Below are 22,021 nucleotides of genomic sequence, written 5' to 3'. Positions count from 1 at the left end.
AGTCTGAACGCCGTTAGAGAATTTTTACCACGGTGCGACCGCGGACCTGGCCGGCCAGGATTTTCGCGCCCCACTCCGGAACTTCGGAAAGCGGAATTTCGTGAGTAATTTCAGCTAGTTTCGTCCGGTCCAGATCGGACGCCAGGCGCTGCCAGGCGGCTTTCCGCGGCTCGATCGGGCACATCACGGAATCGATGCCGAGAAGGCACACCCCGCGCAAAATGAAGGGTGCGACGGAAGACGGCAGGTCCATGCCGGCCGCCAAGCCGCAGGCCGCGATCGCGCCGCCATACTTTGTCATCGACAGGAGATTTGCGAGCGTGGTCGAGCCGACGCTGTCGACGCCACCCGCCCAGCGCTCCTTGGCGATGGGCTTGGCGGCCGCTGACAATTCGTTGCGGTCGATCACCTCAGTCGCGCCGATCTCTTTCAGATAGTCCGCTTCGGACGCACGTCCCGTGGAGGCGATGACGTGATAGCCGAGCTTCGAGAGCACGGCGGTCGCAACCGAGCCGACGCCGCCCGCCGCGCCTGTCACCACGACCGGACCGCTGTTCGGCGACACTCCGTGCTTCTCCAGCGCCAGCACGGACAGCATCGCGGTGAAGCCGGCGGTGCCGATCGCCATGGCGTCGCGCGCCGACAGGCCCTGCGGAAGAGCGACCAGCCAGTCGCCTTTCACCCGCGCCTTCTCGGCATAGGCGCCGAGATGGGTCTCCCCCATGCCCCAGCCGGTGCAGACGACTTTATCGCCCGCCTTCCATTGCGGATGCGAGGACTGCTCGACGGTGCCGGCGAAATCGATGCCGGCAATCATCGGAAAGCGGCGCACCACCGGCGCCTTGCCGGTGAGCGCAAGGCCGTCCTTGTAGTTCAATGTCGACCATTCCACGCGGACGGTGACGTCGCCCTCCATCAGCTCGGCTTCGTCGAACTGCGTGAGCTGCGCGGTGGTGCCCTTGTCCGCCTTGTCGATCCGGATCGCCTTGAACGTCGCCACAGCAAAACTCCCTGACTTGTTTCAGGGGATGTTTAGCCGATCAGGCAGGCTGCGCAACCGCCCGCTGGACCGGTTTTTCCACGATCGGAAGATTGATCAGCGCCGAGAGCACGCCGAACAGGATCGAGAGCCACCAGATCGGCGTGTAGGAACCGAACCGCTCGAACACAATGCCGCCGAGCCAGACGCCGAGGAAGCCGCCGACCTGATGGCTGACGAAGGCGAAGCCATAGAGGGTGGCGAACCAGCGCGTGCCGAACATGATCGCGACCAGCGCCGAGGTCGGCGGCACGGTCGACAGCCAGGTCAGGCCGGAGACCGCGCCGAACGCAATCGCCGAGAATGGCGTGATCGGGAACGAGATGAAGGCAAACGTCGCAAGCGCGCGGGTGAAATAGATGCTCGAGAGGATGTAGCGCTTGGGAAGTGAGTTCTGGAGATAGCCGACGCTCAGCGATCCCATGATGTTGAACAGGCCGATCGCCGCGATCACCCAGCCACCGATTTGCGTGGAGATCCCGTTATCGACCAGGAAGGCCGGCAGATGCACCGTGATGAAGGCAAGCTGGAAGCCGCAGGTGAAGAAGCCGAGCACAAGCAGCACGTAGGAGCGATGGCCGAAGGCTTCCGCGAGCGCTTTGGTGAAAGTCTGCTGGTCCGCAGGCGCCGCGTTTGCCGTGCTTGCGACCGGCGGCGTCGAGAGCGCCAGCGCCAGCGGGATGATCAGCAGCATCAGGAAGCCGAACACGGTGAGCGCCTGCTGCCAGCCGAAATTGTCGATCAGGGCCACACCGATCGGCGCGAACAGGAACTGCCCGAACGATCCCGCCGCAGTGCCGGCGCCAAGCGCAAGGCCGCGCTTCTCGGCCGGCAAGAGCTTGGTAAATGCCGAGAGCACCAGATTGAACGAGCAGCCGGCGAGACCGAAGCCAACCATGACGCCAGCGCCGATGTTGAGCGACAGCGGCGTCGAGGAATAGCGCATCAGGAGCAAGCCGCCGGCATAGAGCAGAGCGCCGACGCACATTACCCGGAACAGGCCGAAGCGATCGGCGACCGCGCCGGCGACGGGCTGGCCCAGTCCCCACAGCAAATTCTGAAACGCGATCGCGAGGCCGAACACGTCGCGGCCCCAGGCATATTCATGGCTCATCGGCTGTACGAAGAAACCGAGCGCCGAGCGCGGGCCGAAGCCGAGCATCCCGATCGCGCAGCCGCAGAGAATGATGATCGCCGGCGTACGCCAGGAGGAGGAACGGGAGACCGAACCGAGCTCGCCCATCTGTGTCGACATGCTGTTCCTCGTGCGTCGTCGCGGATTCGCAAATGGCAGCCGCGAGCCAGCTCGTTTAATGCATCTGCATGAAAACCCCAAGTCAAAAACGATTGCATTCCGCGAAGAGCTGGCGCGGGAGCATTGCATTTCCTCGCGGCCTAGCCCGACGCGCCGGGCACCTGACTTGACGGAAATGTGTGCGGCAAGATCTGGCGGCCCGCCGCGCGCCGTGTTATCTTCGATTTACTCAAGTTGAGCATATCGACGGTCCACCGGCCCCCTCGGCCGGATTTCTCAGGCCACAAATATACTCATATTGAGTACAACTGACATACTCGGGAGGCTTCGATGCCGCTAACTGGAATTTACGGCCCCGACGACTTTGCCAACCGGCCGCAGGGCCACGTCATCGCGCCGGCACGGCCGGGGCAGGCGCGAACCGGACCTCCGCTGCCGATGCCTTCACTGGAATGGACGCCGGAGGTCGAGCGAGCCACCGCACCGCTTTGCGAGCGCGTGAAACAGGTGATCCCGCCGATCGAATGGCCGCTGATGGCCCCGACGATCAAGGCGATCAACGAACTGAAGCAGGCGCGCGGCGCGGTGATTCTCGCGCATAATTACCAGGCGCCGGAGATCTTCCACTGCGTCGCCGACATCGGCGGTGATTCGCTCCAGCTCGCGGTCGAAGCCACCAGGGTGAAGGCCGGCATCATCGTCCAGTGCGGCGTGCACTTCATGGCGGAGACGTCGAAACTGCTCAATCCGGACAAGACGGTGCTGATCCCTGATACGCGCGCGGGCTGCTCGCTCGCCGCCAGCATCACTGGCGCCGACGTCCGCCTGCTCCGCGAAAAATTTCCCGGCGTGCCTGTCGTTGCCTATGTCAACACCTCCGCGGAGGTGAAGGCCGAGGTCGATATCTGCTGCACCTCGTCGAACGCGGTTCAGGTGGTCGAGAGCCTCGGCGCGCCCAGCGTGATCTTCCTGCCCGACCGCTATCTCGCCACTTACGTGGCCTCGAAGACCGACGTGAAGATCATTGCCTGGAAGGGCGCCTGCGAGGTGCACGAGCGTTTCACCGGCGCCGAGCTGCGCAGCTACCGCGAGGCCGATCCCTCCGTTCAGATCATCGCCCATCCCGAATGCCCTCCGGACGTGCTGGCCGAGGCCGACTTCACGGGCTCGACCGCGCACATGATCAACTGGGTGCGCGAGCGGCGGCCGCGGCGGCTGGTGATGATCACGGAATGCTCGATGGCCGACAATGTGCGCGCCGAGCTGCCCGATGTGGAGATGCTGCGTCCCTGCAACATCTGCCCGCACATGAAGCGCATCACGCTCGCCAACATTCTGGAGAGCCTGCTGACGCTTCGCGAGGAGGTCACGATCGATCCCACGCTTGCGGACCGCGCAAGGCGCTCGGTCGAGCGGATGATCAATTTGAAGAACTAGCAACACACAGCGGTCGTCCCGGCGAAGGCCGGGACCCATAACCACCGAACGCCGCCGGTTGCAAAGAACAGCGTCAAGCAGCTGAGCCAAACAACAGCTGCTGCGGAGCATGGGTCCCGGCCCCCCCGTGCGCAATTGCGCACTAGGCCGGGACGACAGCTGAGAGCTTGGAGAAAGCTATGACAACGAACACCATCCACCCCCTCGCCCGCAGCGCCGACGATGTCGTCATCGTCGGCGGCGGTCTCGCCGGACTCTTTTGCGCATTGAAGCTCGCGCCGCGGCCGGTGACATTGATCTCGGCCGCGCCGCTCGGACAGGGCGCGTCATCCGCATGGGCGCAAGGCGGCATCGCCGCGGCCGTGGCTGAAGGCGATACGCCGGAAGCGCACGCTGCGGACACGGTTGCCGTCGGCGGCGGCATCGTCGACGAAGCTGTCGCACTGGGGATCGCGCGCGAGGCCGCACCGCGGATTCAGGATCTTCTCGCCTATGGCGTGCCGTTCGACCGCGATCTCGAAGGCAGGCTCGCCGTCGGGCGCGAAGCCGCACATTCGGCGCGGCGTATCGTGCATGTGCGCGGCGACGGCGCGGGCGCCGCCATCATCGCAGCCCTGAGCGAGGCCGTGCGGCGCACACCATCGATCCGGCTGATCGAAGGCTTTGTCGCCGAAGCGCTGTTGACCGAGGACGGCGCTGTCATCGGCCTTCAACTGCGCGAAGTCCGCAATTACGCCGCACGGCCGGTCCTCCTCGCTGCGCGGACGGTGGTGCTCGCCACCGGCGGCATCGGCCATCTCTATGCCGTCACCACCAATCCGCGCGAGGCCAGCGGATCCGGCCTTGCGATCGCCGCACGCGCCGGCGCGGTCATTGCAGATCCCGAATTCGTGCAATTTCACCCGACCGCCATCATGGTCGGCCGCGATCCCGCGCCGCTCGCCACGGAAGCCCTGCGCGGCGAAGGCGCGACGCTGATCAACGGCCGTGGCGAGCGTTTCATGGCGGCGCGCCATCCGCTCGCCGAGCTCGCACCGCGCGACATCGTGGCCCGCGGCGTATTCGCGGAGATCTCGGCCGGGCGCGGCGCCTTCCTCGATGCGCGGCAGGCGCTGGGCGCACGTTTTGCCGACAGGTTCCCGACCGTTCATGCAAGCTGCATCGCCGCCGGCATCGACCCCGCCACGCAGGCCATCCCGATCGCACCGGCGGCGCACTATCACATGGGCGGCATCGCGGTGGACGATCGCGGCCGCAGCTCGATCGACGGGCTCTGGGCCGGCGGCGAAGTGTCGTCCACCGGCGCGCATGGCGCGAACCGGCTTGCGTCGAATTCGCTGCTGGAGGCCGTGGTCTACGCCGCGCGCATCGCCGACGACATCGCCGGCCGCACCATTCCCTCGCCCGCGCGCCTTGAGGACGTGCCGACGCCGCGGGGCGACGCGCCGGATGCTGCGGACGTGAACCGGCTGCGGACGCTGATGAGCGCGCATGTCGGCGTGATCCGCAATGGTGAGGGGCTTGCGGAGGCGGTCCGCAGCTTCGCCGCGCTCGAATGCGAGGCCGCGAGCATCACGGTCCGCAACATGGCAACGGCAGCCCTGCTCGTGGCGGCGTCGGCCTGGAACCGGCGCGAGAGCCGCGGCGCGCATTTCCGCTCCGACCATTCCGCGGACGTTCCCGCGCTCGCACAACGCACGATGACGACGCTCGCAGCAGTGCGCGAGATCGCAGATGGCCTAACCGAACGCCCGACACCACGCATCGCGCAACCCATGATCGCTTGACGGAGTCCGCCATGATCACCCCAACCTCTCTGCTCTACCCCGACGCCTTCCTCTCCCCGCTCGCGATCGACGAGGCTGTGCACCGCGCGCTCGATGAGGATCTCGGCCGCGCCGGCGACATCACCTCGCTTGCGACGATCCCCGAGGCAACGAAGGCGCAAGCGATCCTGGTCGCACGGCAATCCGGCGTGATCGCCGGCTTGCCGCTGGCGCTCGCCACCCTGCAAAGGCTTTCGCCCGACATCGAGGTACGCGCACATGTTCGCGACGCCGCGCGCGTCGCCCGCGGGCAGCAGGTGCTGACGATCTCGGGGCCGGCACGCGCCGTCCTCACGGCGGAGCGGACCGCGCTGAATTTCGTCGGCCGCCTGTCAGGCGTTGCGACGCTCACGGCGGACTATGTTGCGCGCATCGAGGGCACCCGGATGCGGATCTGCTGCACGCGAAAAACCACGCCGGGATTGCGCGCATTAGAGAAATACGCGGTACGCTGCGGCGGCGGCTTCAATCACCGCTTCGGGCTCGACGACGCGATCCTGATCAAGGACAACCACGTCGCGGTTGCCGGCGGCATCCGCCCCGTGCTGGAGCGCGCCCGCGCCCATGCCGGCCATCTCGTCAAGATCGAGATCGAGGTCGACACGCTGGCGCAGTTGCGCGAGGTGCTCGACACCGGCCTTGCCGACGCCGTGCTGCTCGACAACATGGACATTGCGACGCTGCGCGAAGCCGTTGGGATCAACGAGGGACGCCTCAAGCTGGAGGCATCCGGCGGCGTCACCCTGGACTCGATCGCAGCCATCGCGGCGACCGGCGTCGACTACGCCTCATCCGGCGCACTGACGCATTCGGCGCCGAATTTCGACTGCGCGCTGGATATCGAGATGTGAGGCGGACTTCCCTCTCCGTCATGGCCGGGCTTGTCCCGGGCATGACGAATTCTTGTGAACGCCTATCTTCGTTCGCTTACGCCCATCTCGGCGGAGCTCTTGGCTTCCTGGGTGAGCTCGGCGGAGAGCGCGGCGGTCTGCGCCGGGGTTCCCCAGCTCGGCTCCTCGCTGCCGTCGCCCCAGGCGCGCGGGCGATAGAAGGTGTGGACGCCGGTCTTGTACATCTTCTTCATCTCGGCGACCCAGGATGGGCGCACCCAATAGGCGTGGTAGTGCGTGGACTTGCCGACCTCGGGTAGCCAGATCTGGCCGTCGAGCATGGCCTTCGAGATCTTTTTCGCACGCTCCCACATCTCGGGCTCGCGGATCACGTCGGCATTGTTGTCGCAGGCAAAGGTGAACTGGCAGGCGAGATGGCGGTGCTTGTTCTGATAGACGGCGCCGCACACGGTGTCGGGATATTTACCGGAGAACACGCGGTTCATCACCACCTGCGCAACCGCCATCTGGCCGCGCACGGCCTCGCCGCGGGATTCGAAATAGACGGCTTCCGCGAGGCATTTTTCGGACTTCGCGCGCGACTTGTCGTCGAGCGCGAGCCGCTCCGCCGGCGATCTGGCACGCTGGTTGTCGACGTTGACCTCACCTTTCGGCGCGACGCTCTCGCCACTTTCGATATCCTTCGCAAGATCCTCCGGCGGCGACAGCGAGGCCGTCACCTTCATGTCGGGGTCGGGCATCACGATCAGCGGCTCCGCACCGGGTTGCCAGCTCTCGATGCTCTCGACATTGCCGCCGAGCGAGGAACTGCCGAAGAATAGGTTCGAGGTCTTGACGCGGAACGGATCGCGCGGCGGTGCAGCCGGAATGGTGGCCTGCTTCAGCGCTTCGAGCGGCTGGAGCGCGATCGAGCGCGCGGCGTCGCTGGCCTGTGGCGCATTGGTGTATTGCGGCAGCGGCGGCGCGCGCAGCGCCTCCGCGAGTTCGGGATCGAGCGCGGCCGCGGACTCCGGCGACATCGCCTGTGGCAGTGCGACGGTCTTGGCGCCGAACACCGAACTGTTCGATGTCGCGGGATCTTCCTGCGTCGGCGCTGCCGTCGGCGCGCCCGCTTCGGGAGCCTGCGTCGGTGTGACCGTTGCGAGGCGATCACCCTTCATGGAGCGATCGACCTTGGGAAAATCGGCGGCCTGGTAGCGCGGCGGCGCCTGAAGCGCCGGATTGCGGCTGATCGCGCCGGTGACATCGCGGCCATCGAGGCTCGCGAGGCGAACCATCGCGCTCTGCGGAGCCGAAGTGCCGATCGGCCGGGAAAAACTGTAAGTGGCCAGCTGTATGGAGGACGCAGCAGAGAATACCTGCTTCTGCCAACGCTCCGCGACGCCGGGTTGGCGCGCCAGCAGCGAGGCAATGTCCTGATAGCCGGTCTCTCTCGGCATCAATGCGAAGATGCAGAGACCGATGCCGAAGGACGCGAACCGCGCGCCCTTCGGATGGGTACGCAACAATAACATCGATACGCTCACGCTACGCTTACGCTAGAAAAATCGAGCCGCAGTACATCCGTGCAATTCGATCTTTATCGTGAGTATCTAATTTAGGTTGCCGGGGCGTTAATCGGCGTTGCGCATGCGGCACACGCAAGCAATCGCAGGTGTTTTCACAGGGCGACGATGCGCGTTGGTAAACGCGCCCTCACGCTGCGCGGTAAACAATTGGTCAACGCGAATGGTGAAGGAACTCTTGCTCGCACGTGTCATTACGGGACGCGCGATGGGTTCCCGGTATTGCGCGATGTGCTCACACGCACGCTCCTCAAGCTCGTCATTGCGAGGAGCTCTTGCGACGAAGCAATCCAGACTGCTGCCGCACGAAGATTCTGGATTGCTTCGCTACGCTCGCAATGACGGCGTGGAAGCAGTCGAGCCTCAAAAAGAAAGAGGCGGGGCTTGGCCCCGCCTCTCCGCATTCAGCATTTCAAATCGGCTTATGCCTGGCTCGCAACCGCTTTGCCGAGCGCGGCTTGCGCCGCCGCGAGGCGGGCGATCGGGACGCGGTAGGGCGAGCAGGAGACGTAGTCGAGGCCGATCGCGTGACAGAAGGCGACGGAGGCGGGATCGCCGCCGTGCTCGCCGCAGATGCCGACCTTGAGCGAGGCGCGCGTCTTGCGGCCGCGTGCGACGCCGATCTTGACGAGCTCGCCGACGCCTTCCTGGTCGAGCGCGACGAAGGGATCGATCGGCAGGATGCCCTTGGACACGTAGGTGCCGAGGAAGCTCGCGGCATCGTCACGGCTGATGCCGTACGTCGTCTGCGTAAGGTCGTTGGTACCGAACGAGAAGAACTCGGCGCTCTCCGCGATCTCGGCCGCGAGCAGGCAGGCGCGCGGCAGCTCGATCATGGTGCCGACCTGGTAGGTCAGCTTGGTGTTGGTGTCGCGCATCACCGCCTTCGCGGTGGAATCGATGCGCGCCTTGACGAGGTCGAGCTCCATCTTGGTGGCGATCAGCGGCACCATCACCTCGAGGCCGACGGCCTTGCCGGTGCGCTTCTCGGCCTCGACCGCCGCTTCGAAGATCGCCCGCGCCTGCATCTCGGCGATCTCGGGATAGGCGATCGCGATACGGCAGCCGCGGAAGCCGAGCATCGGGTTGAACTCCGACAGCTCGCGCGCGCGGTCGGCCAGGCGCCGCGGGTCGGTGTTCATGGCGCGCGCCACTTCCTCAACCTCGGCATGGGTGTGCGGCAGGAACTCGTGCAACGGCGGATCAAGCAAGCGGATCGTGACGGGCAGACCCTTCATGATCTCGAACAGCTCGACGAAGTCGGCGCGCTGCATCGGCAGCAGCTTTGCCAGCGCAGCGCGGCGCGACTGCTCGTCCTCGGAGAGGATCATCTCGCGCACCGTGCGGATGCGCGTCTCCTCGAAGAACATGTGCTCGGTACGGCACAGGCCGATGCCTTCCGCGCCGAACTTGATCGCGGTGTGCGCGTCTTCCGGCGTGTCCGCGTTGACGCGCACGCCGATCTTACGGACCTGGTCGGCCCATTTCATTAGCGTGCCGAACTCGCCGGACAGCTCGGGCTCGATCATCGGCATGCGGCCGGCGAGCACCTGGCCGAGCGAGCCGTCGATGGTGATGACGTCGCCGGTCTTGAAGGTGCGCGAGCCGATGCTCATGGTGCCGCGGCCGTAATCGACGCGGATGGTGCCGCAACCGGAGACGCATGGCTTGCCCATGCCGCGCGCGACCACCGCAGCATGCGAGGTCATGCCGCCACGGGTGGTCAAGATGCCTTCGGCGGCGTGCATGCCGTGGATGTCCTCGGGGCTGGTCTCGATCCGGACCAGAATCACCTTGCGACCGTCGGCCTGAAGCTTGGCCGCCTCGTCCGAGGAGAACACGATCTCGCCGGAGGCCGCACCCGGCGAGGCCGGCAGGCCGGTCGCGATCACGTCGCGCTTGGCATTGGGGTCGATGGTCGGATGCAGCAGCTGATCGAGCGAGGCGGGGTCGATCCGCGTCACCGCTTCCTTCTTGGTGATCAGGCCTTCATTGGCGAGCTCGACCGCGATGCGCAGCGCCGCTTTCGCGGTGCGCTTGCCGCCGCGGGTCTGCAGCATCCAGAGCTTGCCCTGCTCGACCGTGAACTCCATGTCCTGCATGTCGCGGTAGTGCTTCTCGAGCAGCGTGTAGATCCGGGTCAGCTCGTTGAAGGCTTCCGGCATCGCCGATTCCATCGACGCCTTGTCGGAGCCCGAGTCCTTGCGCGCTTCCTCGGTGATGTCCTGCGGCGTGCGGATGCCCGCCACCACGTCCTCGCCTTGCGCGTTGATCAGGAACTCGCCGTAGAGCTTGCTCTCGCCGGTCGAGGGATTGCGCGTGAAGGCAACGCCGGTCGCCGAGGTCTCGCCCATGTTGCCGAACACCATGGCCTGCACGTTGACCGCGGTGCCCCAGGATTCCGGAATGTCGTGCAGCCTGCGGTAGGTCACCGCGCGCGCGTTCATCCAGGATGAAAACACCGCGCCAATGGCGCCCCAGAGCTGGTCGTGCGGATCCTGCGGAAAATCCTTGCCGGTTTCGCGCGCGACCGCGTCCTTGTACTTGCCGACCAGATCGACCCAGTCGTCGGCGGTGAGATCGGTGTCGAGCGTGTAGCCCTGGCTGTCCTTGAAGGTGTCGAGGATTTCCTCGAAATGATGATGCTCGAAGCCGAGCACCACGTCCGAATACATGGTGATGAAGCGGCGATAGCTGTCATAGGCGAAGCGGCGATCGCCCGACAGTTCCGACAGCGCTTCCACGGTTTCGTCGTTGAGGCCGAGATTGAGCACGGTGTCCATCATGCCCGGCATCGAGGCGCGGCCGCCGGAACGCACGGAGACGAGCAGCGGGTTCCTGGAATCGCCGAAGATCTTGCCGGTCAACTTGCCGACATGGTCGAGCGCCTTCTCAACCTGCGACTTCAATTCCTTGGGGTAGGATTTGTCGTGCGCGTAGAAATAGGTGCAGACCGAGGTCGGGATGGTGAAGCCCGGAGGCACCGGCAGGCCGAGATTGGCCATCTCGGCGAGGTTGGCGCCCTTGCCGCCGAGCAGGTCGCGCATCTCCGCTTTGCCCTCGGCCTTGCCGTCCCCGAACGTGAACACCCACTTGCCGGCCTTGGCCGCAACAGGCGCCGCCTTGGTTGAAGCAGCCTTGCTCGGTACCGACTTCGCGGCGACCTTCGGCGCAACCGGCTTCTTCGGCGCCTTCGCAACAGCCTTGGAAACGGCCTTGGCCGCAGGCTTCACAGCCGGCTTGGCAGCAGCCTTGGCCACGGGCTTCGGGGCGCGCTTGGCAAGTGCCTTGCGGGCCGCCGGCGCGGCTTTCGCCTTGGCAGAGGACTTTGATTTCGCTGGCATTTTCGCTGAAGTTTTCGAGGCGGCTTTGGCCATAGCTTGCACACAACCTGCGAGAGGAATGGGTAATCGCGGGCCTTACACCACTTTGGGCAGGTCCGCGCAAGTCGAAGAGTTCCGTAGAATGAAGGCCTAGAGATGGAGCCACTTCAACAATCCGAGCCCGATCGCACCATTTATGATGAGAAAAATCGCGACGATCAGGTTCAGCAGGCGCGGCATGATCAGGATGAGCACACCCGCAAGCAGCGACAGGATCGGCGAGATATGGGCGACGGTGATGTGCATGAACTTTCTTTCCGTGGGGTGGGGGCGAATCGCGGCGGGATCATAGCGGACTAGGTTCCGCGGGTAGAGACGCACTGGGCGGGCGCGAGTTCCCGGCTTCGCGAAAACTGCCCGAAAATGCCGCGAATGCGGCGGCCGTTTTCCGGAACATCGCGAAGACGCATGCATTGGCAACCGGTCGCGCCATTGGCGCTTCCCGAAAACCTTCTCGAAGGAGTTGCCCATGCGGAACAGGATTCTTGCTCTTGCAGCGCTCGCGGCCGCGATCGGCTCGCCCCTTGCGGCGCAGGCGCAAAGCAGCGTCACAGTGGGACGCGCACCCGTCGTCGTCGACAGCGGTCCGACCATTGCGGTCGAGCAGCGGCCGGCGTTCCGCGACTATGTCGTCGAACAACGTGTGCCGGCTTTCCGCATCCCGGATCGCGTGGTGGTCGGTGCCACCTTACCTGAAAGCGGCGTGACCTATTATGACGTGCCGCAACGTTTCGGCGCCACCACCTATCGCTACACCGTCGTGAACGGCGAGACCGTGCTGGTCGAGCCGCGCTCGCGGCGCATCGTCGAGGTGATGGACTAGCGTCTTCAGGGATCGACTAGGTGTCCGGCGCGTCACATCAATCAGGCTGACGCGAGCAGTAGAGTCGGACATCAGGCCCCGCCCGGTCCTCCCCCCGCCGGGCGGGGCTTTTTGTGCTTCGTGTGTGCGTGCTCTCGCGTCCCGGACGCGACGCAGCGCGTAGCGTTGCGGCGCAGAGCCGGGACCCAGAATCTTTTGCGGCGGCATGGGCCCCGGCTCTGCAGCGCACCGCTAAGAAGCGCTGCGCCGCGTCCGGGGCACGAGGTCAATCCTGGATCTTCGAGAAATCCGCCACCGCACGCGTGGCGCTGCGGATTTCGTTGAGCAGCTTCAGGCGGTTCTCACGCACCTTCGCATCCTCGTCGTTGACGCGAACTTTCTCGAAGAACGCATCGACCGGCGGGCGCAGCTTTGCCATCGCGCTCATCGCAGCCGCGAAGTCTTCCTTGGCGACGGCGGCGCTTGCTTCCGCCTGCACTTCGCCGATCGCCTTCGCCAGCGCCTTCTCTTCATCGAGGCTGTAGAGTGCAGCGTCGGGCGCGCCGTCGAACGTGCGCTTGTCCTTCTTCTCCTCGATGCCCAGGATATTGCTGGCGCGCTTGATGCCGGCGAGCAAATTCTTGCCGTCGTCGGTCTCGAGAAACTTGCCGAGCGCCTCGACGCGGCGAACGATCATCAGCAAATCATCCTGGCCGCCGAGCGCGAACACGGCATCGACGAGATCATGCCGCGCGCCCTGCTCTCGGAGCTGAACCTTCAGGCGATCAGCGAAGAAAGCAAGCAGGTCGCTCGGAAGCTTCTGCGCATCGGCAGGCTTCAAGGACAAGCCGGCGAGTGCGGACGCCGCCGTCTTCATGATCGACAGACGCAGTGCGTTCTCAGCGATCAGCCTGATCACACCCAGCGCCGCGCGACGCAGCGCATACGGGTCCTTGCTGCCCGTCGGCTTTTCGTCGATCGCCCAGAAGCCGACAAGCGTGTCGAGCTTGTCGGCGAGCGCCACGGCGACGCTAACCGGATCGGTCGGCACGCGATCGGCAGGACCTTGGGGCTTGTAGTGCTCCTCGCAAGCCGCGGCGACGGACGCATCCTCGCCCTGGGCCAGCGCATAGTATTTGCCCATTAGGCCCTGCACCTCGGGGAATTCGCCGACGACTTCGGTCAGCAGATCGGCCTTGGCCAGATGCGCGGCACGCGTCGCCTTCGCGACATCGGCACCGACAAGCGGCGCGATCTCGGCGGCGAGGCGTTCGATCCGCTTGATGCGTTCAGCCTGAGTGCCGAGCTTCTCGTGAAACACGATCTGCTCGAACTTCGGCAGACGATCCTCGAGCTTCGTCTTCAAATCCGTCTCGTAGAAGAACTTCGCATCCGACAAGCGCGGACGGATCACGCGCTCGTTGCCGGCGACGATGGTCTTGCCGCCGTCGGGCGCCTCGATGTTGGCGGTGAGGACGAACTTGTTGGTCAGCTTGCCCGTCTTGGAATCCCTGACGACGAAGCACTTCTGGTTGTTGCGGATCGTGGCGCGGATCACCTCGTCCGGGATCGCCAGATATTCCGGCTCGAACGATCCCATCATGACGACAGGCCATTCGACGAGGCCCGAAACCTCGTCGAGCAGCACCTGGTCCTCGACCAGCTCGAACCCTTGCGCGAAGGTCAGCTCCTTGGCGTCGGCGAAGATGATGTCCTTGCGCGCCTGCGGATCGAGGATGACCTTGGCAGCCTTCAGCTTCGCTTCGTAGTCCTCGAAGCGGCGCACGGAAATCGCGCTAGGAGCCATGAAGCGATGGCCGTGGGTGGTCTGGCCGGCCTCGATGCCATCGACCGCGAATTTCACGACGTCGGGCTCTTCGGTTTCGAGCCCGAACGTCGCGGTGATCGCGTGCAGCGGGCGCACCCAGCTCAGCGAGCCCGGCTTGCCGGAGCGCGCGCCCCAGCGCATCGATTTCGGCCAGGGGAAAGTGCGGATGATGACGGGAAGGATTTCCGCGAGCACGTCGATGGCGTCGCGGCCGGGCTTCTCGATCAGCGCGATGTAGAAGTCGCCCTTTGGGTCGCGCTGGATCTTGGCCTCGTCGAGCGATGTCAGGCCCGTCGCTTTGAGGAACCCCTGCACGGCCGCATCGGCCGCGCCGATCTTCGGTCCACGGCGTTCGGTCTTCAGGTCAGGCTGGCGCGCAGGGATGCCGTGCACGGTGAGCGCGAGGCGGCGCGGCGTCGCGAACGCCTTCGCGCCCTCGTAGACGAGGCCTTCGGCGACGAGCTTGTCGGTGACCATGCGGCGCAGGTCCTCCGCCGCCTTGGCCTGCATGCGCGCGGGGATTTCTTCGGAGAACAGTTCAAGCAAAAGATCGGGCATCAGGCCGCTCCGCCCGCTTCAGTATGGATCCAGGCCTCGCCGCAAGCCTTTGCCAATTCGCGCACGCGAAGAATGTAGCTCTGCCGCTCCGTCACCGAGATCACGCCGCGCGCGTCGAGCAGGTTGAACACGTGGCTCGCCTTGATGCACTGGTCATAGGCCGGCAGCGCCATCAAATGCGCCTCGCGCTTGCCATCTTTCCAGCCGGCTTCTAGGTACGTTCTGCACGCGCTTTCAGCCATCTTGAATTGCTCGAACAGCATCGCGGTGTCGGCGATCTCAAAATTGTGCTTCGAATATTCCCGCTCGGCCTGCAGGAAGACATCGCCATAGGTGACCTTGGCGTCACCGTCGCGGCCGTTGAAGTTGAGGTCGTAGACGCGATCGACGCCCTGCACGTACATCGCGAGCCGCTCGAGCCCGTAGGTAAGCTCGCCCGCGACCGGCGCGCATTCGACACCCGCGACCTGCTGGAAATAGGTGAACTGGCTGACTTCCATGCCGTCGCACCAGCACTCCCAGCCGAGGCCCCAGGCGCCCAACGTCGGGCTCTCCCAATCGTCCTCGACGAAGCGGATGTCGTGCATGGCGGCATCGATGCCGATCGCGGCGAGCGACTTCAGGTACAGCTCCTGAAGGTTCGGCGGCGACGGCTTCATGATCACCTGGAACTGGTAGTAGTGCTGCATCCGGTTCGGATTCTCGCCGTAGCGGCCGTCCTTGGGTCGGCGCGAAGGCTGCACATAGGCCGCATTCCAGGGCTTTGGCCCGAGCGCGCGCAGCGTCGTCGCCGGATGGAAGGTGCCCGCACCCATCTCCATGTCGTAGGGCTGCAGGATCACGCAGCCCTGCTCGGCCCAGAACCGCTGGAGCGCGAGGATAAAACCCTGGAACGAGCGTTCCGGGCGCATATGGGCGGGCAAGGAGGCGTCCATCGTCAGATCGGGCTCTCGCGGGGGGTTGAATCGCGCGGGACCGTATCGACGGCAGGGGTGGGAATCAAGGCGAAGGGGGTGGAATGGCGTCATTCCGGGGCGCCCGAAGGGCGAACCCGGAATGTCGAGCTTCTCAGGTGCGCAACTGCGCACCCTAGTTCGATGCTTCGCATCGCCCCGGAATGACGGCGTATGGAAAGACGCCAGCTAACCCGGTCGATAGGCTCCGGTCACAGGATCCTGTTTCAGCGTCTGGACGGCCTCCCTATGGGCGGCCTCGGCGACGCGTGAGAGGCGCATCTCCTCCAGCTCCTGGTTGATCCTGACGGCGGTCTTGTAGGCCCAGCGGACCACGGCAAGCCCGCCCAGGACGCCCGCGAAAGCGACGAACGGCGGCATCGGTCGATCCTTGTTCAATGCTCAGCCCCCACGCGCATTCTTGCTCAGACCGGGCCGCGCCGCAATTGGTTCAGCCTCAAGTCTCCTTGGGACCAAATGGCGCGGAGGGGCTCCGTCTAGAACCCGAATTTCGCCCAGATCGCGCGCGTCTCGACCGCCGAGATCAGGTCGTCCGGCAGGCCGGCCATTGATTCCATGGCCGAAAGCTGCCCCGCGCCTGGCGATTTCCGGCCCAAAAGGCTGGAGAGCAGACCGGTCGGCTGGGCAATCACGGGGGTGAGAACCTTCTCGCCATAGCGGGCACGAAGAGTTGAGCGGAGATCGCCGATGCTGTCGGCGAGCCCCAGCGCGATCGAACTCTCGCCGGCCCAGTATTCGCCCGTGAACAGGGTGTCGTCGGAGCCCTTCAACCGCGCGCCGCGGCTCTCCTTCACCAGCGCGATGAAGATCTGGTGGATCTCGCGCTGGAGCGCCTTCAGCTTGGCGACGTCGTCGGGGTTTTCAGGGAGAAACGGGTCGAGCATCGCCTTGTGCGCACCGGCGGTGTAGAGGCGCCGCTCGATGCCGAGCCGCTTGATCGCCTCCTGGAAACCAAAACTGCCGCCGACCACGCCGATCGAACCGAGGATCGAGGACGGATCGCAGATGATCTCGTCGCCGGCGCAGGCGATCATGTAGCCGCCGGAGGCCGCGACGTCCTCGACGAACACCAGCACCGGCAGCTTCTTCTCCGCCGCGAGCTGCTTGATGCGCAGGTAGATCTGGCGCGACTGCACCGGCGAGCCGCCGGGCGAATTGATCACCAGCGCCACCGCCTTGGCGTTGCGCGTCGAAAACGCCCGCTCCAGCACCCGCGAAACGGTCGCGAGCGTCATACCCGGACGCAGCGGCGTCACCGCGCCGATCACACCGGACAGCCGCACCACCGGCACCACGGCCGTGCCGGGACGGAAGCGCGCCGGCAGATATTGCATGAGCTTGTCGGCCAGGCCGGAACTCTCACGATCGTTCAATTGTTCGGCCATGCCGTTACCTCTAATTAACCATTTCTTATCACGCGACTGTCATTGGAAGGGCCCGGAACGTGTTTTGCAAAAACCCCGTTGAGAGGCTGCAATGGGCCAGCGGAGAACACCATGAAAATCTATCTGCTGATGCTGCTGATCGGTGCGCTATTCATGGCGATCCGCCTGACGACTCCGCAAGAGCACCAGTCGGAATCGCTTCCGCAATAGCTCAGCACGGTTCCACCAGGGGTAGAACCGCCCTTCCCTCCAGAATATCCATCACCTCTTTTTTAGGCACGCGTGACTCTTCGTTGAGCATGAGGCCGGGCAACAATCGTGCCGGGGCCCTCCCGCCCTTGACCGCGCGCACCAGCACGCGGATCGCGGGCCGCCCGGCTTCACCGTGAACCGGCAGAATCACAAGACTGCCGAAGCCGCGAGACAGCGCCGCCAAAACCTCCGCGATCCCATCTGCGCGCCAAATCAATGTCAGCGCGCCATTCGAGCGGAGGATGCGCCGCGCCGCATGCACCCAGGCATTCAGCGTCTCATCCGTCGCCACATGCGCGATCTGGCGCGCCTGGTCGGCCGAGCCGCGATGGCGAGCGGGATCGTTGAAGGGCGGGTTCATCAGCACCACGTCGACACTATCCGGCGCGAGCCCGCTGGCCGCGAAGGCCTGCGCGTCCGCGGTGACGTCGAGCACGATCGTCTCGGCGGCAATCGCATTCGCTGCCGCATTGACGCGCGCAAGCTCCGCCAGTTCGGGATCGATCTCGACCAGGCCGAGCCTGATCCCGGCAACGCGCCGCGCCAACGCAAGCCCGGCCGCACCGATACCGGCGCCGAAATCGACGACGCGGTCGCCCGCCCTCGCCTCCGTCGCCGCCGCGAGCAGAATGGCATCGTGCCCGGCGCGATGGCCGGACCGCTTCTGCTTCAGCCGCAATTGCCCGCCGAGAAAGGCGTCCTCGGTGAGGTCTGCCAGTGCTTCACTCATCGCCGCGCAGTTCGTGGCTGAGGCCGGCCTCGGTCAGAAGCTGCCGGGCCTCGATGGCGTCGTCCTCGTGGACCAGGATCCGCCGCGGCAAAATGCCGAGCGAGCCCTCGATGATGCTCATGTTCTGGTCCAGCACCAGATGATGGATGTTGGCGCCGTCGAGCAGCGCGCCGATCGCCGACACCAGCACCATATCGTTGGTCCGAACCAGTTCTCGCAAAACACAAGCCTCCTGCCTGGCGGGGATTAAGCGCCAAATGTCAATGGTTCCACGGCCCTTGCCGCATCCCCGTCCAGTTTCTATTGTCTCTCCATCAGAATAGCCCTTCCGGGGCAAATATTGGAGACCGGCGTGGCCGTCATCGTACCTTTCGAAACTCCCGGCGCGTCGATCGAAGAGCTGGTTGCCCTTGTCGCCGGTGACATGGAGCGCGTCAACGCCACGATCCTGTCGCGGACCGGTTCGGACGTGACCATGATCCCGGAGGTCGCCAACCATTTGATCTCCTCCGGGGGCAAGCGCCTGCGCCCGATGCTGACGCTGGCCATGGCCAACCTCGCCGGCTACACCGGCGACGGCCATATCAAGCTCGCCGCCAGCGTCGAGTTCATGCATACCGCCACCCTGCTCCATGACGACGTCGTCGACGAAAGCGAGATGCGCCGCGGCAAGCTGTCGGCGCGCATGCTCTGGGGCAATGAGGCAAGCGTGCTGGTCGGCGACTTCCTGCTCGGCCAGGCCTTCCGCATGATGGTCGAGGTCGGCTCGCTCCGCGCGCTCGACATTCTCTCCGCGGCCGCCGCCACCATCGCCGAGGGCGAGGTGATGCAGCTTGCCGCCGCCAAGAACACCGCGACCACCGAGGACGAATATCTCGCCGTGATCCGCGGCAAGACCGCCGAGCTGTTCGCGGCCGCCTGCGAGGTCGGCCCCGTGATCGCCAACCGTCCGAAGGCGGAGCAGACCGCCTGCCGCTCGGTCGGCATGAATCTCGGCATCGCCTTCCAGCTCGTCGACGACGTGCTCGACTATGGCGGCAAGAGCGCGAAGCTCGGCAAGAATACCGGCGACGATTTCCGCGAGGGCAAGATCACGCTGCCCGTCGTGCTCGCCTTCCGCCGCGGCAACGACACCGAGCGCGCCTTCTGGATCCGCGCGCTCGAGCGCGGCGAAATCGGCGACACCGACCTCGACCACGCCATCGGGCTGATGAACAAGCATCGTGCGCTCGAAGACACGCGCAGCCGCGCCCAGCACTACGGCGCCATGGCGGTGGACGCGCTGGCGCTGTTCCCATCCTCGCCAATGAAGAGCGCGCTGGAGCAGGTCGTGGCGTTCTGTCTGGCACGGTCGCATTAGGGCTCCGCATCCTTAGCGCTTGCCGGTCGCCACACCCTCAGCGTCGTCCCGGCGAAGGCCGGGACCCATGACCCCGGTCAGCGTTGTCTGAGCGCGCTGTGGCCACCATCGTGCACCAACGGTCGTGGGTATGGGTCCCGGCCTTCGCCGGGACGACATCGTTGAGATAGCCTCGCCACTTCATCAACACCGTCATTGCGAGCGCAGCGACAGCTTCAGCTTCGCAGCTGCCTTGGCTCCCTCCACCCACATCGGCCACTGCTCGCCCAGTGACTTGCATTTTGCAAGCCACTCTCCTACCTTCCCCTCATGCAGCCCAAATCCCCCTCCATTCAGGAATGTCCGGTCGGCCGCGCCGTGGAGACGGTCGGCGAATGGTGGAGCATTTTGATCCTGCGGGATGCCTTCCAGGGCGCAACGAAGTTCGACGAATTTTCGCAAAGCCTCGGGATCGCGCCGAACATCCTGTCGCGGCGGTTGGCCCATCTCACCGAAAGCGGCATGTTCGTCCGCCGCCGCTACAATGAACGGCCGCCGCGCTATGAATATGTGCTGACGGACAAGGCCCGGGACTTCTTCCCCGTGGTCGCGACCCTGCTCGCCTGGGGCAACAAGCATCTCGCACCGAAGGGCGAAGCGATCCTGCTCGCGAACCGGCGCGATCGTCGTCCATTCAATCCGGTGGTGGTCGATGCCGCCGACATGCAGCCGATTACGCTCACCAATGCGGTCATCATCGCCGGTCCCCGCGCCAGCCGTGTCATGCGCAAACGGCTGACCTCGCTCAAAGCCATGAACCCGGCCGTCGCGCCGGCTGGAGACTGACATGCGTCGTATCGTCGTGACGGGAATGGGCGCGGTGTCGCCGCTTGGCTGCGGTGTCGAACTGTCGTGGCGCCGGCTGCTGGCCGGTCAAAGCGGGCTGCGCCCGCTGCCGGAATGGTCGCAGGCGCTGCCGGCACGCATTGCCGGCCTCGTGCCCGACAAGGCCGATGATGCGGACGGCGGCTTCGATCCCGCGCAGGCCGCCGCGCCGAAAGACCAGCGCAAGATGGACCGCTTCATCCTGTTCGCGCTGCTCGCCACTGCAGAAGCTGTGGCGCAGGCCGGCTGGACACCGCAGGACGCGGCAGCACAGGAACGAACCGCGACGATCATCGCCTCCGGCGTCGGCGGTTTTCCGGCGATGGCGGAGGCGGTGCGCATCACCGAACTGCGCGGCCCGCGCCGGCTGTCGCCGTTCACGATCCCCTCTTTCCTCGCCAATCTCGCTGCGGGGCACGTCTCGATCAAATACGGCTACAAGGGAGCGCTGGGCACACCGGTCACGGCGTGCGCCGCCGGCGTTCAGGCGATCGGGGATGCCGCGCGCATGATCCGCGCGGGCGAGGCTGATGTGGCGATCTGCGGCGGCGCGGAAGCCTGCATCGACATCGTCAGCCTCGGCGGCTTCGCTGCGGCCCGCGCACTGTCGAGCGGGTTCAATGACGCACGCGCCTCGCGCCCGTTCGATCGCGACCGCGACGGTTTTGTCATGGGCGAAGGTGCCGGCATCCTGGTGATCGAGGAGCTGGAGCATGCATTGGCGCGTGGCGCGACGCCGATCGCGGAGATTGTCGGATACGGTACGACCGCGGACGCCTATCACATGACATCGGGTCCGCCTGACGGTGACGGCGCGCGGCGCGCCATGGAGATCGCGCTCCGGCAGGCGAAGCTTGCGCCTGCGGATTTGCAGCACCTGAACGCGCATGCGACGTCGACACCGGCCGGCGACGAGAGCGAGCTTGGCGCGATTGCCGCCCTGTTCGGTCGTCACCGCGGCATCGCCGTGAGCGCGACCAAATCGGCCACCGGCCATCTGCTCGGCGCCGCGGGTGGGCTGGAAGCGGTCTTCACCGTGCTCGCCCTGCGCGACCAGATCGCGCCGCCGACGCTCAATCTCGAAAACCCTGATCCCGCCGCTGACGGCATCGACATCATCGCCGGTGTGGCGCGCCCGATGCCGATGCAGCACGCGATCTCGAACGGGTTCGGATTCGGCGGGGTGAATGCCAGCGTGATCTTCCGCCGGATGGGCTAAACGCAAGCCTTGTAGACGACGGGGCCTTGCAATCGCGGCAAGCATCGCTACCAAAGCGGGATGATCAACACGAATTTCTGGCTGTTCCTGGCCGCCGCTTGTCTCATCGCCGCCGTTCCCGGCCCCGGTATTTTCTACGTCGCGGCACGGACCTTGTCGGAAGGGCGCGCCAGCGGTTTTGCATCGACCGTGGGCACCGCGCTCGGCGGGCTGGTTCATGTGGTCGCAGGCAGCCTCGGCATCTCCGCCATCATTCTTGCCAGCGCCGAGCTGTTCGCCGCCGTGAAGTTTGTCGGCGCACTCTATCTGGTCTGGCTCGGCATCAGGACCTTTCGCAGCGCCGGCCGCACGCTGTCATTCGACAGCGAGCCCGTCGGCGACAAGCGCGCCTTTCGCGACGGCGTGCTGGTCGAGGCGCTGAACCCGAAGACCGCCGCCTTCTTCCTCGCCTTCATTCCGCAGTTCCTTGACCCCGCGGGATCGAACCCGACACTGCAATTCATCATGTTGGGTGCGATCTCGGTGACGCTGAACACGCTCGCCGACATCGTGGTGGTGCTGATGGCCTCCGCGACACGCACGCAGTTGATCGGAAGGCCACATCTGATGCGACGTCTCACCCAGGGCTCCGGCCTCTTCATCGCAGGGCTCGGCCTGTCGCTCGCACTGGCGCGGCGACCCGCGAATGGATAG

General features: G+C 65.4%; 19 protein-coding genes. 8 read left to right on the top strand and 11 right to left on the bottom strand.

Annotated elements, in window-relative coordinates:
* Positions 1 to 13: 13 nt before the first annotated feature.
* Positions 14 to 1,000: an acrylyl-CoA reductase (NADPH) gene (acuI, locus tag ABIB90_RS24905; protein WP_219684675.1), complete on the bottom strand. Its 987-nt coding sequence runs from the start codon at positions 998 to 1,000 to the stop codon at positions 14 to 16.
* A 40-nt stretch (positions 1,001 to 1,040) separates the two neighbouring features.
* A complete protein-coding gene (locus tag ABIB90_RS24900) occupies positions 1,041 to 2,294 on the bottom strand; it encodes an MFS transporter (RefSeq protein ID WP_219684676.1) in 1,254 nt (417 codons plus the stop codon).
* Between the two features lie 330 nt (positions 2,295 to 2,624).
* Here ABIB90_RS24900 and nadA point away from each other — a divergent pair, with 330 nt between their 5' ends.
* From nadA to nadC, 3 genes are all read left to right on the top strand, one after another.
* Positions 2,625 to 3,731: a quinolinate synthase NadA gene (gene nadA / locus ABIB90_RS24895; protein WP_354162052.1), complete on the top strand. Its 1,107-nt coding sequence runs from the start codon at positions 2,625 to 2,627 to the stop codon at positions 3,729 to 3,731.
* A 179-nt stretch (positions 3,732 to 3,910) separates the two neighbouring features.
* Positions 3,911 to 5,518 (top strand): L-aspartate oxidase, encoded by a 1,608-nt coding sequence (locus ABIB90_RS24890; RefSeq protein ID WP_354162055.1) that lies wholly within the window; start codon positions 3,911 to 3,913, stop codon positions 5,516 to 5,518.
* 11 nt (positions 5,519 to 5,529) lie between these two features.
* Positions 5,530 to 6,408: a carboxylating nicotinate-nucleotide diphosphorylase gene (nadC, locus tag ABIB90_RS24885; RefSeq protein WP_354162057.1), complete on the top strand. Its 879-nt coding sequence runs from the start codon at positions 5,530 to 5,532 to the stop codon at positions 6,406 to 6,408.
* Between the two features lie 62 nt (positions 6,409 to 6,470).
* On the opposite strand, the gene ABIB90_RS24880 is transcribed toward nadC, so the two are convergent.
* From ABIB90_RS24880 to ABIB90_RS24870, 3 genes are all read right to left on the bottom strand, one after another.
* Positions 6,471 to 7,922, bottom strand: a complete 1,452-nt coding sequence (locus ABIB90_RS24880; RefSeq protein WP_354162060.1) for a cell wall hydrolase — start codon at positions 7,920 to 7,922, stop codon at positions 6,471 to 6,473.
* A gap of 473 nt (positions 7,923 to 8,395) precedes the next feature.
* Complete coding sequence (gene ppdK / locus ABIB90_RS24875; protein WP_007594947.1) at positions 8,396 to 11,350, bottom strand: pyruvate, phosphate dikinase; 2,955 nt, start codon at positions 11,348 to 11,350, stop codon at positions 8,396 to 8,398.
* A gap of 96 nt (positions 11,351 to 11,446) precedes the next feature.
* Positions 11,447 to 11,602, bottom strand: coding sequence for a DUF3096 domain-containing protein (locus tag ABIB90_RS24870; RefSeq protein ID WP_007594951.1), 156 nt, complete (start codon positions 11,600 to 11,602; stop codon positions 11,447 to 11,449).
* Between the two features lie 223 nt (positions 11,603 to 11,825).
* On the opposite strand from ABIB90_RS24870, the gene ABIB90_RS24865 reads away from it, so the two are divergent.
* Positions 11,826 to 12,179 (top strand): DUF1236 domain-containing protein, encoded by a 354-nt coding sequence (locus tag ABIB90_RS24865; protein ID WP_007594952.1) that lies wholly within the window; start codon positions 11,826 to 11,828, stop codon positions 12,177 to 12,179.
* Positions 12,180 to 12,444: 265 nt separating this feature from the next.
* Here ABIB90_RS24865 and glyS read toward each other — a convergent pair whose 3' ends face one another.
* The 6 genes from glyS to ABIB90_RS24835 form a co-directional block, all read right to left on the bottom strand.
* The gene (gene glyS / locus ABIB90_RS24860) at positions 12,445 to 14,544 is read right to left on the bottom strand and encodes a glycine--tRNA ligase subunit beta (protein ID WP_354162065.1); all 2,100 of its coding nucleotides are present in this window, start codon (positions 14,542 to 14,544) and stop codon (positions 12,445 to 12,447) included.
* Positions 14,544 to 15,479 carry a glycine--tRNA ligase subunit alpha gene (locus ABIB90_RS24855; protein WP_354162068.1) on the bottom strand — a complete coding sequence of 312 codons (936 nt, stop codon included), beginning with the start codon at positions 15,477 to 15,479 and terminating at the stop codon, positions 14,544 to 14,546. The genes glyS and ABIB90_RS24855 overlap by 1 nt, the downstream gene beginning before the upstream one ends.
* A gap of 207 nt (positions 15,480 to 15,686) precedes the next feature.
* Positions 15,687 to 15,878 (bottom strand): hypothetical protein, encoded by a 192-nt coding sequence (locus ABIB90_RS24850; protein WP_354162142.1) that lies wholly within the window; start codon positions 15,876 to 15,878, stop codon positions 15,687 to 15,689.
* 116 nt (positions 15,879 to 15,994) lie between these two features.
* Complete coding sequence (locus tag ABIB90_RS24845) at positions 15,995 to 16,903, bottom strand: S49 family peptidase (RefSeq protein ID WP_354162071.1); 909 nt, start codon at positions 16,901 to 16,903, stop codon at positions 15,995 to 15,997.
* A 211-nt stretch (positions 16,904 to 17,114) separates the two neighbouring features.
* Complete coding sequence (locus tag ABIB90_RS24840; RefSeq protein WP_354162074.1) at positions 17,115 to 17,885, bottom strand: tRNA1(Val) (adenine(37)-N6)-methyltransferase; 771 nt, start codon at positions 17,883 to 17,885, stop codon at positions 17,115 to 17,117.
* The gene (locus ABIB90_RS24835; RefSeq protein WP_007607161.1) at positions 17,878 to 18,105 is read right to left on the bottom strand and encodes a putative signal transducing protein; all 228 of its coding nucleotides are present in this window, start codon (positions 18,103 to 18,105) and stop codon (positions 17,878 to 17,880) included. The genes ABIB90_RS24840 and ABIB90_RS24835 overlap by 8 nt, the downstream gene beginning before the upstream one ends.
* Before the next feature lie 132 nt (positions 18,106 to 18,237).
* Here ABIB90_RS24835 and ABIB90_RS24830 point away from each other — a divergent pair, with 132 nt between their 5' ends.
* The 4 genes from ABIB90_RS24830 (at position 18,238) to ABIB90_RS24815 (ending at position 22,021) form a co-directional block, all read left to right on the top strand.
* Complete coding sequence (locus ABIB90_RS24830; protein ID WP_007594965.1) at positions 18,238 to 19,245, top strand: polyprenyl synthetase family protein; 1,008 nt, start codon at positions 18,238 to 18,240, stop codon at positions 19,243 to 19,245.
* Positions 19,246 to 19,554: 309 nt separating this feature from the next.
* Positions 19,555 to 20,070, top strand: coding sequence for a winged helix-turn-helix transcriptional regulator (locus ABIB90_RS24825; RefSeq protein WP_354162078.1), 516 nt, complete (start codon positions 19,555 to 19,557; stop codon positions 20,068 to 20,070).
* 1 nt (position 20,071) lies between these two features.
* Positions 20,072 to 21,328: a beta-ketoacyl-ACP synthase II gene (gene fabF / locus ABIB90_RS24820; RefSeq protein ID WP_354162080.1), complete on the top strand. Its 1,257-nt coding sequence runs from the start codon at positions 20,072 to 20,074 to the stop codon at positions 21,326 to 21,328.
* Between the two features lie 60 nt (positions 21,329 to 21,388).
* On the top strand, positions 21,389 to 22,021 hold the full coding sequence (locus tag ABIB90_RS24815) for a LysE family translocator (RefSeq protein WP_354162083.1): 633 nt from the start codon (positions 21,389 to 21,391) through the stop codon (positions 22,019 to 22,021).

The organism is Bradyrhizobium sp. JR4.1 (assembly GCF_040548605.1).
Taxonomy (GTDB): Bacteria; Pseudomonadota; Alphaproteobacteria; order Rhizobiales; family Xanthobacteraceae; genus Bradyrhizobium; species Bradyrhizobium canariense.
This window is presented reverse-complemented; position numbering and strand designations above follow the sequence as displayed.